General features: G+C 70.9%; 4 protein-coding genes and 3 pseudogenes. 1 reads left to right on the top strand and 6 read right to left on the bottom strand.

The features are described from left to right. Positions 1–25: 25 nt before the first annotated feature. The gene (locus ACIOWN_RS22785; RefSeq protein ID WP_401983205.1) at positions 26–532 is read left to right on the top strand and encodes a hypothetical protein; all 507 of its coding nucleotides are present in this window, start codon (positions 26–28) and stop codon (positions 530–532) included. On the opposite strand, the gene ACIOWN_RS22780 is transcribed toward ACIOWN_RS22785, so the two are convergent. The 6 genes and pseudogenes from ACIOWN_RS22780 to ctaD all read right to left on the bottom strand — a co-directional run bounded on the left by ACIOWN_RS22780 (position 526) and on the right by ctaD (position 11428). Continuing rightward, positions 526–825: a hypothetical protein gene (locus tag ACIOWN_RS22780; protein ID WP_401983264.1), complete on the bottom strand. Its 300-nt coding sequence runs from the start codon at positions 823–825 to the stop codon at positions 526–528. The two genes, ACIOWN_RS22785 and ACIOWN_RS22780, sit on opposite strands and share 7 nt — an antisense overlap. Before the next feature lie 132 nt (positions 826–957). After that, positions 958–1395, bottom strand: a pseudogene (locus ACIOWN_RS22775) (hypothetical protein); the annotation flags it as partial. Between the two features lie 343 nt (positions 1396–1738). Then, positions 1739–6958: pseudogene (locus ACIOWN_RS22770) on the bottom strand (AAA domain-containing protein); the annotation flags it as partial. A 789-nt stretch (positions 6959–7747) separates the two neighbouring features. Continuing rightward, positions 7748–8947 (bottom strand): annotated as a pseudogene (locus ACIOWN_RS22765) (glycoside hydrolase family 10 protein); the annotation flags it as partial. 264 nt (positions 8948–9211) lie between these two features. Then, positions 9212–9778 carry a hypothetical protein gene (locus tag ACIOWN_RS22760; protein WP_401983204.1) on the bottom strand — a complete coding sequence of 189 codons (567 nt, stop codon included), beginning with the start codon at positions 9776–9778 and terminating at the stop codon, positions 9212–9214. Between the two features lie 3 nt (positions 9779–9781). Next, positions 9782–11428 (bottom strand): cytochrome c oxidase subunit I, encoded by a 1647-nt coding sequence (ctaD, locus tag ACIOWN_RS22755; protein ID WP_401983203.1) that lies wholly within the window; start codon positions 11426–11428, stop codon positions 9782–9784. Positions 11429–11568: the final 140 nt, after the last annotated feature.

Genomic DNA, 11568 nt, shown 5'->3' with positions numbered 1-11568 from the left:
TCCGGCCTTCCGTAAGGAGCTCACCGTGCCACCCCGCTTCGAGACAGACCGCTTCCACGTCGAGTCAGGCCCCGAATCCCTCTTCACGCGGGTCCGGCACATCCTGAGCGAACCGGTGCGGCTGAAAGCCCACGGCACACACGTGACCGAACGGCTGGAGCAGCGAGACGCGCCCCTGGAGAAGCTGACCCGCTTCGACCCGGGAAGCTGGGAGCTGGTGTCGGCCGAGGTGCGCACGGACACCGGGAAGTGGGTGAAGTCGACCTGGCGGGTACGGGCGGACGAACGATTCTGGTGGGTGGTGGTCGGACTGGGCAACGCGCTCGTCACCGTGATCGACGTGGATCCGTGGCGTCGGGGAAGGGGAGACGGCATCGTCATCGGAGGACCTCTGTACGCGCGAGTCGATGCCGTCAACGCGGAGCTCATGTGCGCGGCGTATGAAAGCCGCGCAGAGGAGCCGCCATTCCTGTCCCTTTCCGTCAGCTCCGACGAAGAAGGACAGGAACGACGGTCGGCTGCCCGTCAGTGAGTTTCGGCAGGCCCCTCCAAAGGCACCAGCCCCGACGGCCCTTCCTCGACCGCGTTCCTGGCGAGCAGCTCCTCGATGTCCTGGTCGAACGCGGCCCTGATGTCCGGGCCCAGGCGCAGCCATCCGAAGAACCGGGCCGTCTCCCGGGCCAGTTCCTCGCGGCGCATGCCGGGTGACTCCGACAGGATGCCCAGCAGGGCGACCTGGCGCTCCACCGGCGGCACCTGGGAGACCTTCTTGCGGTCGAAGTCCGGGCTCGGTGTCCGGGCCATCGTCACGTCCCGCCCGGGCACGTCCCAGACGGTATTGGACCGAACCGCCTTCTTCATCCGGCGCAGTCGTACCAGAGCATCACGGACACTGTTCTGCACGACCTGACCCGAGCGGTCGAGCAACCACGCGCTGCGGACCCGGCTGATCAGCACGTCCTCCTCGATGGGACCCTCCGTCGTGATGATGTGGTGCGCCACTTCGGCCACCACCGTCCGGGCGTCGGGGTCGCGGAGATCGACGTCCTGGAGCCCGGCGGCCGCGCACAAGGTGTCCTTCAGGTCGTACAACTCCTTCCAGCCCTGTGCGCGGTACGGTCGGCTCCACTCGGAGCGGTCGGATTCGGTGACCGGAACGATGGCTATCTCCGTCGGCGCCTTCTGGAGCACGGGGACCGGAGCGGGTTCCGGCGCAGGCGCGTACGGGTCGGCCGCGCAGGCCGTCTCGACGGCCTCGCGCAATCGCCGCTGTGCGTCCTTGCGGTTGCGGTACCAGTCCGTTCCCCAGATCCGGTGCAGGTTCCACCCCAGGCCGCGCAGGATCTCCTCCCGCAGCCGGTCGCGGTCGCGGGCCGCGCGGGAGGAGTGGTACATCGCGCCGTCGCACTCGATGCCGAGCGCGTAGGAGCCGGGGGGCCCCGGGGTGCCGGACCGCCATGTCGATCCGGAAGCCCGCCACACCCACCTGGGGCTGCACGTCGTAGCCCCAGCCGCGCAGGGTGTCGAGCACGTCCTCCTCGAACGGGCTCTCCGGCGCGGCGTCCGCGTCGGGCGCGGCCGTGGCCAGGATCGCGGGACCCTGCTCCGCGTACTGCAGGTAGCGCTTGAGGTGCTGGACGCTCTTGTTCGCGCTGTCCGGCAGGTCGGCGCCGTGGAAGGACGCCACGACCTCCACCCGGTGCCGCGCCCGGGTCACGGCCACGTTCAGCCGCCGCCAGCCGCCCTCACGGTTGATCGGGCCGAAGGAAGAACGCAGCTTGCCCTGCGCGTCGGGGCCGTACCCGACCGACAGGATGATCACGTCGCGCTCGTCGCCCTGCACCGTCTCCAGGTTCTTCACGAAGAAGCCGCCCAGACGGTCCTCTGTGAAGTACCCGTCGAGGTCAGGCCGGGATTTGAGGGCCTCGGCGACGGCGTCCTCGACGGCGTCCGCCTGCGCCTTGGAGAGCGTGACGACGCCCAGAGTCAGGTGCGGCCGGGTCGAGAAGTGGTGGATGACCCGCTCGGCCACCAGCTCGGCCTCGCGGACGTTGTCGCGCTTGTTGCTGCGGTCGTACACGCCGTCGGCCTTGTAGAACGCGACGCCCACGTCGTGGCCGTCGGTGACCGCACCGGGGAACACGACCATGGAGTCGTCGTAGAACTCGTGGTTGCTGAAGGCGATCAGGTTCTCGTGGCGGCTGCGGTAGTGCCAGCGCAGCGACAGCTCGCGCAGCACGCCGCTGGCCTTGCAGGCGTCCAGAATGGACTCGAAGGAGTCGGGTGCTTCCTCGTCCCACTCGTCGTCATCGTCCGAGTCGCCGCCGGCGCTGAAGAACGACGTGGGCGGGAGCTGCCGCGGGTCGCCCGCCACGATCAGGGCGTCACCGCGGTAGACGGCGTTCACGGCGTCCTGCGGAAGGACCTGGGACGCTTCGTCGAAGATCACCACGTCGAAGCGGAAGTCCGGCGGCAGGTACTGGCTGACCGTCAGCGGGCTCATCATGAAGCACGGCTTGAGCCGTTGCACGACGTCCCGGGTCTCGTCCAGGAGCCGTCGCACCGGCATGTGCCGCCGCTGCAGCTTCGCCTGACGGCTCAGGATCGCGGCCTGGCCCGTCGTCGCCCGGCGCGGACGTCGTGCGTTGCAGGCCTCGATCACCGTTGCGTGGGCGGCCTGCACCAGCCCGCGGTCCAGCCGGCGGTAGCGCTGCACCAGCTGGTCGCGGTCGGTGGCCCGTACGACCGCGAGACGGCTGTCGGACGCCAGCTGGTGCTCCACCCAGGCACGCAGCACGGTGCGCTCCACGGCCACGGGGAACAGGGACGCCGGCACCTCGCGGTCCGCGAGCTGCGCAGGCAGGTCCTCCAGTCCGTAACGGCTCAGCACCTCGTGGGCCTCGGCGGAGCGGAGCCAGGCATCCGGGCCGTAGGGATCGTCGGACATGCGGTCGAGGAGCGTTCGTGCGGACGGGAAGCCGGCCTCCAACTCGACACGGATCTCCGCCGCCCGGGCCGGTGCGAAGTGGCCGAGGAGAACCTCCGCCCGCTCCAGCCAGTCGCGGTTGCGGCGCTCCACCGACGAGTCGGGCACCGCGTGCAGCAGCAGGCGTGCAGCCTCGGGCCCCAGAGGAGCGGCCGAGCCGGTGACGGAAGCGGTGCGCCGGACGCCGAGGGCCCAGTCCAGGGCGCTGTGGACGGTCTCCCGGGAGGTGCGCACCCCCTCGTACAGGTCACCGAGCAGGCGGCGGTGGTCCGCCTCGGAGCTCAGAAGATCCTCCTCGGCCGCGCGGGCCGCCACCACGGCCGCCACGGAGGAGCGGGCGCCGCCCAGGGACAGCCAGTCGGCGCTCCCGTCCGGGGAGCCCGTGGCACGGGCCACCGAGTGGATCAGGGAAGCGGCCTCGTCGAGGGGATCGAGGTGAGCGCGCAGCCAGGCCATGCCCTCGGGGAGGGAACGGGTCCGCAGACCGGGGGCGGCAGGGGCCAGGTCGGGGGAGTGCGTGAAGGTCTCCCAGCCGGCGCACTCCGCCCGCAGGCGGGCGGCCGTCTCCAGCAGCCCCGGAACGGCGGGCCGCTGGGCGCAAAGGGCGCGGACGGGACCGCTGCGCCGGACCGGTTCCGCCAGGACCGGTCCGGCCAGCCGGTGGGCGTCGGCCGCGGCGGCGAGCGCCGCGGCCAGGGCGGCGGTGCGGGGACAGCCGTCCGGCGCGTACTCGCCCAGAAGCTCGACGGTCTCGACAGCGGCCGGTTCCGTCCCGGAACCGTTGCCGGTGGACGACAGCCGCACGGCCCGGCGCAGCAGGTCGTCCTCCACCATCGTGCCGCCGTCGGTGTCCGGCCGGTCGCCGAGACGGGTGTCCAGGCCCGCGTACCAGGTGCACAGCAGTTCCCGGTCGTGGGCTTCCCGGGCGGCGAACGCCGCGTCCTCCCGCTGCGCCGCGTGCGCCGCGGCGACCGCCGCGCGCGCCGAGGCGAGGGTGTGGCCCGTTGCCCTGGAGAACTCCCGGCGGCCGACGGACTGAACCGCGTCGATGAGCCGTACGGCGTCCTCCAGTGCCGGCACGTGGGCGCGTAGCCACGCGGCGGCCGCGGCCGGTCCGAGACGGTCCAGATCCGTGCTGTGTCCGCGCAGCCGCGGCTCCCGCAGTGCCGAGCTCCACGTGCTCAGGCCGTCCTCCAGCCGCTTGCCCCACTCGGACAGTGCGGGGTCGGGCACGGATCCGTGGGCCAGCTGCACGGCCAGACGGTTGCGACGAACCGGGTCGGCCACCACGTCCGGGGCTAGCCGGTGGGCGTCCTCGGCCTGGCGCAGCGCGCCGTCCAGCGCGTCGAGGTCGGGCAGGTCGTCACCGGCATGGGCGGCGAGTAGTTCCGCGTGTTCGGTCACCGCGGCACGCACGGCCCGGTGCGCCTGCTGCCAGGCCGCCGCCTTACCCAGCTCTGCCTGCAGGCCGCTGTTCCAGGACCCGCCGGTGCTTACTCCGCCGACGAGTTTCCGGTCGGCTCGCACCTGGGAGGACAGACCCGCCGCGAAGCGCCGGCCGTTCTCCGAGAGACGGCGTACCGCATCGGTCAGACCCTCGGTGTTGGGAGTGCCGGGACCGAACGCGTCCTGCGCTTCCCGGCGGGCCCGGTCGAGGACGTCCGTGAGGCGGTGCAGTTCGTCCACGGCCCGGCGTGCCCGGGGCAGCACGGCCGGATCGAACCAGGCGGCCGGAGCCCGGTGGACGGATTCGGCCAGCGCGGCCAGCCCGGTCACGGACCGCGTCGCGGAGGCGGTGTCCGGAGGTTCGCAGTCCAGCAGATCCGCCACGCTCACCGCGCACTTGGCGGTGCCCTCCAGCATGTCGGCGAGGGCGCCCCAGCGGGAGGCGAGCGAGTCGGCCTCGTCCCGGCCGAGGACCGCGAGGTCGGCACCGGACGGCTCCAGGAAGCCGAGCGCGGCCTCCGCCGCCTCCGGCTCCCGGGGCAGGTGGGACGGCACGTCCGCCCAGCCCGGCCCCGCGTGTTCCCGCGCCGTCGCCCGTGCCGCGACCGTGCGGTCACGACGGGCCTCGAACTCCCTCACCGCGGTCGCCACGAGACCGAGGGCCGCCTGCTGGGCGGCGGCGAAGCCCTCCGGGGCGAGCCACGCCTCCAGCGGGCGGTGCGGGACGCCGGACAGGTCCGCCAGATCGCACAGGGCCGTCGCCTCGGCCGGCGAGCGCGGTTCGTCGACGCCCAGGGCCCGGGCGAGTTCGCGGGCCGAGGAGGTGGCGCTCCCCAGCAGGTCGGCCGCCTTCTCGAAGTCCCGGCTCAGGTCCTCCGCCTGCCGCTCGGTCAGTCCGGTCAGATCCAGACCCCGCGGCTCGAGGGCGACCAGAGCCTGCTCCGCTGCCGGTGGCTCGGGGCGAAGACGCGGGGACACCTCCTGCCAGCGGTCGCCCACCAGGTCCTGCGCGGTCTGCTGGGCACGCCGCACGTGGCGCAGCGCGTCGAGGAAGGACTCGACCGGATCGGTCACGGCGTGCGCCATGTCGGCTTCGGTGAGCCACCACTCGGGTACGGGCAACCGTTCGTCCAGCAGACGGAGCAGCCGGACGAGACGGTCCACCTGGTCCGACGTCGTGAACTGCGCGCCCTCCGGGGCGAGCGCTCCGTAGCCGTCGAGGGCGGACAGGAGTCCGTTCAGGGCCGTGCGCGCCTCTTCCAGCGCGGGGCCGGGGTGAGGCCGGTCCGTGCGCAGTCCCCGCCACGGAAAGCCCGGGTCGGCCACCGCCTGCCAGGCGTCACCGACGGCGTCGGCGGCCTTGAGCACGTCGTCCAAGTCGGCCGCGGACAGGGAAGAGGCGTCGAAGCGCCGGGACGAACCGTCACCGGAAGTGGAGAGGTAGGCGACCGGGGCGTCTTCGAGACGGCCCACCTGGCCGATGACGTCGTGCAGGGTGCGGCCCAGGGGCTGACGCACCTCGTTCATCGCGACGGCGTACGCGGACAGGGCTTCGCGGTCGAGGCGCGCCTGAGTCCTCTCCTGGTCGGGGAGCCCGGTCGCCTGGGGCTGCTCGGAGAGCGCGCGGCCCAGTTCCTGCGCCACGGCCTTACGACTGGTGTTGCGGCTGTGCAGGGCGAAGGCGTAGGAATCCAGTCCGACCGACTTCAGGCGCTGCAGCACGACGTCCAGCGCCGCTGCCTTCTCACTGACGAACAACACACTGCGGCCGGCGTACATGAGCCCGGCGATGATGTTGGTGATGGTCTGGCTCTTGCCCGTTCCCGGAGGGCCGTCGAGCACGAAGGAGCGACCTGTCACAGCGGCCGCGACGGCCTGTCGCTGCGACGTGTCCGCGTCCAGCACCAGCGGTGCGTCCTCCGGAGGCGCCACTTCGTCGATCCGCTCCGCCGGCACTTCCTCGAAATCGAAGTGGTCGGAGGCGAGGACACCGCCGGGCCCGACCGCCACCGCGCGCACCAGATCGCTTGCCAGGAGCCGGTCCTCGTTCTCGAGCAGGTCCCGGTACATCGACTCCTTGTGGGAGGCGAAAAGTGCCATGACGACTCGTTCTTCCACCTCCCACTGTGACTTGCCGGACACGGCCTTGCGCACGGCCTCGATCACCGCGGTCACGTCACGGCAGTCGGTCTCCGCGACGGGTGCCCAGTCGATGCCGAACTGCTCCAACTTGATGGGCAGCGCGGGATTGAGCTGTGGATCCTCGTCTTCGTTCGCCTGGAGGAGCACCTGCCCAGTGGGCGTCCGTACGAGTTCCACGGGGAAGAGGATCAGCGGTGCCTGGCTGCTGGTGGCAGCTCCGTCCTCACGCCAGTGCAGGATGCCCTCAGCAGCCGATTGCGTCCGCTGAGGTCCACGAGTGACGTCCGCCAGCCTGCGAGGATCGTCTTGAGACGTTCCAGGTCGCTGCCGCCCCCGAATGCACCCGGATTGGTCGTCACGGTTGTCCCTGCTCTCACGTTTCACAGCTCAGGTCCGACGAGAGAGAGCACGGAATGTTCCGGGACACGGCGAAGCGGGCAAGCCCGGCGTTCTCCGACTGATCCCCTCCGCGCGACATGTTCGCCTTGTCGCACTCGCCCCCAACAGACGGACGGATTCTATGGGGAGGTTGTGAAAATCAGAAGTGGACCTTGTGGCCCCGCATCCCCAAGTGGCTCTCTCACCGTCTGGCGGGCAGCGAGGCCAGACGAGGATGTCAACTGGTGCCGCCCCAGATCCTCATTGTGCGCGGGGATGACGTCGACCGCGTTGCACAGCGGGCCGCAGGTCAGGCCTTGCCGGCGGTCGGTGTCCATGGTGGCGAAGGGGTGCAAGCGGGCCGGGTCGCCCGCGAACGGGACCTGAGAATCCTCCGGCCGAACAACATTGCCGTGGCTAGCAAGGCGGCCAAGCGCCTCCCGCGGCCCGAGCCCGGCCCTGCAGGGCCGGATCGGGACGGTAGTAGATGATCCCGCGTCAACGTCGGAGGGGCCGAACCGTGATCGGCGAGCTCTCGCGGTTCGCGCGGTCCACCGACGTGACCGTGTACGTCGCGCCTTCCGGGGCCGCCGGGACGGTCCACTCGGTGTGGCGGGCGCCCGGGAGTACCGCCACGAGGCCGTTGTCGTCGGCCGTGTGCTGCCGTAGCGCGTACCGCGCGGGGACGTGGTTGCCGCGGGAGCGGACCTCGATCCGGATCCCGCCGTCGGGTGTCCGGGCCGCCGACGCGAGCGGCGGCAGCGGTGCCGGCCCGTGCGCGAGCCTCGGCAGGACCGGTGGCAGTGCGGGCCGCTGCCAGTGGTCGGCGGTCAGACGCGTGATCGCGCCGATAGGGTCGGCGGTCACGTCCGTGGCGCTGAACAGGATCTCGCCGTTGATCTCCGGCAGCTCCCGGTCCGTCGTCAAGTGCCGGGAGAGCTCGGCCGGATCCTGCCAGGCGGCCGGCTGGGCGGGGTCGCCGACCTTGTACACGGCCTGGCCGATCCACAGTTGCACGTCCGTGCCGCGGACCGCCTGTGCCCACCACGGAGCGAGGACGGCGTAGTCGGCCACCGCCAGACCGATGTTCCAGTACAGCTGCGGGGCGATGTAGTCCACCCAGCCCTTGCGCACCCAGCCCAGGCTGTCGGCGTTGAGCGCGTCGTAGGACTGGGTGCCGTTGGTGGCCGAGCCCCGTGGGTCGCTGGAGTCGTTGCGCCAGATGCCGAAGGGGCTGATGCCGAACGCCGCCTCGGGCCGGACCTCGCGCGCCCGGTCGCGCACTTCCCGCACCAGCAGGTCCACGTTGTGCCGGCGCCAGGCGGCCCGGTCGGTGAAGTCCGCGCCGTACGTGGCGAAGGCGTCGTCGTCCGGGAAGTCCAGGCCGCCCACCGGGTAGGGGTAGAAGTAGTCGTCGAAGTGGACGCCGTCGATCTCGTAGCGCTCCACCGCGTCCATGATGGCGTTCTCGACGAAGGCGCGGGCGGCCGGGATGCCGGGGTTGTAGTACAGCTGCCCGCCGTAGGAGACGATCCATTCCGGGTGCAGCCGCGCCGGGTGGCCGGGCACGAGCTTGGTGATGTCGGACTGCAGCGAGACGCGGTACGGGTTGAACCACGCGTGCAGGGCCAACCCGCGGTCGTGCGCGGCCTCGACCATGAAGCCCAGCGGGTCGTAGCCGGGATCCTGGCCCTGAGTACCGGTCAGGTACTGCGACCACGGCTCGTAGCGTGACGGCCAGAAGGCGTCGGCCGCCGGTCGGACCTGCGCGAATACGGCGTTGAGCCCGATCGATCTGGCGTGGTCGAGCAGCGCGATGAACTCCGCCTGCTGTGCGGCGGGGCTCAGTCCGGTCCGCGAGGGCCAGTCGATGTTGGCGACGGTGGCGATCCACTCGCCACGCAGCTCGCGGTCGCGGTACGCGGTCGGGGTGCCGTCGCCGGCGGCCGCCGCGGCAGTGGGGACGGACAACCCCGTGGCTGCCAGGCCGGCCATCAGTCCTGCGGTACGCAGCAGCACGCGGCGGGTGGGACGAGGTGCGGCCGAGTCGTGGTTCGCGGTGTCGGTCACGCGGACTCCTTGGAGAGAGGCGGGAGCGGCTTGATCGGATCACCGTTCCCAGCGCGGCCGTGCCTGGTCAATGAGCGGGGTGAAAATAGTTACCAAATCGCTGGTGTTCCATGTAAAAAACTTTCACCGGCGCCGAGTTGGGTCCCTCCTCCTGGCTGACGGGCCCCGGCCAGGGCCCGTCAGCCGCCGTCAGCCCCGTCGTCGTGCCCGAACGACTGTCATGGCGGGGCGAGTCGCGCGGGCGTACACCCCCGCCGCCGAGAGGAACACCCCCATGACCGCGGCAGAAGCGGCGGCTGTCGCCCAGCGTGGGTCGTCGGCCGGGTCCGGGGCGGCGTGCCAAGTCCAGGCCGCCACGGCCACCGCCGCGACCAGGCCGCAGCCGAGGACGATGGCGACGACGTTCCGGGAGCGGGACGGGGCGGTCGGGAGCGGGACTTGGCCCAAGTGGCTCCAATGGCGCACCATTTCGCGGGCCTCGCGTCTGCGGCGGGCGGCTGCGTGCAGGCGCAGGGCGGTGGCGGCGACGGTGCCGGCCACCGCCGCGGCGACCGGTGTCCACCATGCCTCGGCAATGAGCAGCAGTACCGCGAGGGCGCCCGCGCCGGCCCAGCCGGTCACGCAGGCCGCGGCGGCGATGCGCCGGGACTCGGGCCGGTCCGCGCCGGCCCGCAGGTCGGCGAGGGCCGGTACGTACCAGACAGAGCCCGCGGTGGTGAGCGCCGCGGCTCCCAGGGCGGCTACGGCGTGCGGCACGGCCTACTTCGCCGCCTCTCCCACCGCGGCCCGCCCCGTGGTCCCGTCGACCCCCGTGACGCCCGTGACCCCTGTGACCCCCGAGATCTCCGGATGGTGCAGGTCGAACGCCGGGGACTCGGTCCGGATGCGAGGCAGGGAGAGGAAGTTGTGCCGGGGCGGCGGGCAGGACGTGGCCCACTCCAGGGAGCGGCCGTAGCCCCACGGGTCGTCGACGCCGACCGGCTTGCCGTACTTGGCGGTCTTCCAGACGTTGTAGAAGAACGGGAGGATCGACAGGCCGAGCAGGAACGACCCGATCGTGGAAAGGGTGTTGAGCGTGGTGAAGCCGTCGGCCGCCAGGTAGTCGGCGTACCGGCGCGGCATGCCCTCGACGCCCAGCCAGTGCTGGACCAGGAACGTGAGGTGGAAGCCCACCGTGAGCGTCCAGAACGTGATCTTGCCGAGCCGTTCGTCGAGCATCTTGCCTGTGAACTTCGGCCACCAGAAGTGGAATCCGGCGAACATCGCGTACACGACCGTGCCGAAGATCGTGTAGTGGAAGTGCGCCACCACGAAGTACGAGTCGGACAGATGGAAGTCCAGCGGCGGGGAGGCCAGGATCACTCCGGTCAGACCGCCGAAGAGGAACGTGACCAGGAAGCCCACCGTCCACAGCATCGGTGTCTCGAAGCTCAGGGAGCCGTTCCACATCGTGCCGATCCAGTTGAAGAACTTCACTCCGGTCGGGACCGCGATCAGGAAGGTCATGAACGAGAAGAACGGCAGCAGCACGCCACCCGTGACGTACATGTGGTGCGCCCACACGGTCAGCGACAGGCCCGCGATCGAGATGGTCGCGCCGATCAGGCCCATGTAGCCGAACATCGGCTTGCGGGAGAAGACCGGGATGACCTCGCTGACGATGCCGAAGAACGGCAACGCCAGGATGTACACCTCGGGATGGCCGAAGAACCAGAACAGGTGCTGCCACAGCAGGGCCCCGCCGTTGGCCGAGTCGAAGACGTGGCTGCCGAACTTGCGGTCCATCTCCAGGGCGAACAGCGCCGCCGCGAGGACCGGGAAGACCATCAGGACGAGGAGCGCGGTCAGCAGCACGTTCCAGGTGAAGATCGGCATGCGGAACATGGTCATGCCCGGCGCGCGCATGCAGATGATCGTGGTGATGAAGTTGACCGAGCCGAGGATGCTGCCGAACCCGGACAGTGCCACGCCCATGATCCACATGTCGGAGCCGATCCCCGGCGAGTGGACCGCGTCCGACAGCGGCGCGTACAGGAACCAGCCGAAGTCGGCCGCGCCCTGGGGGGTGAGGAAGCCGGCCGCGGCGATGAGGGAGCCGAACAGGAACAGCCAGTAGGCGAGCATGTTCAGCCGCGGGAAGGCGACGTCGGGCGCCCCGATCTGCAGCGGCATGATCCAGTTCGCGAAGCCGGTGAAGAGCGGCATCGCGAACATCAGCAGCATGATCGAGCCGTGCATCGTGAACGCCTGGTTGAACTGCTCGTTCGACATGATCTGCAGTCCGGGGCGGGCGAGTTCGGCCCGCATCGCCAGCGCCATCACGCCACCGAGCACGAAGAAGGCGAAGGCGGTGACGAGGTACAGCGTCCCGATCTTCTTGTGGTCGGTGGTGGTCAGCCACTCCACCCAAGAGGGCCGACTCGGGCCATGCCTTGGGACCGCGCTTGCGGGAGCCGGCGTCTCGTCCTTGTCCTCCGGCCGCACTGCCGCCACCTGTTGTATGCGCACCTCGTCCACCGGACGGTGCCTCCCGATCTGCTCTCTGC

The sequence above is a fragment of the Streptomyces sp. NPDC087787 genome (assembly GCF_044743035.1).
GTDB lineage: Bacteria > Actinomycetota > Actinomycetes > Streptomycetales > Streptomycetaceae > Streptomyces.
Note: the sequence above shows the minus strand (reverse complement) of the source record. Positions and strands in the feature narration are given on the sequence as shown.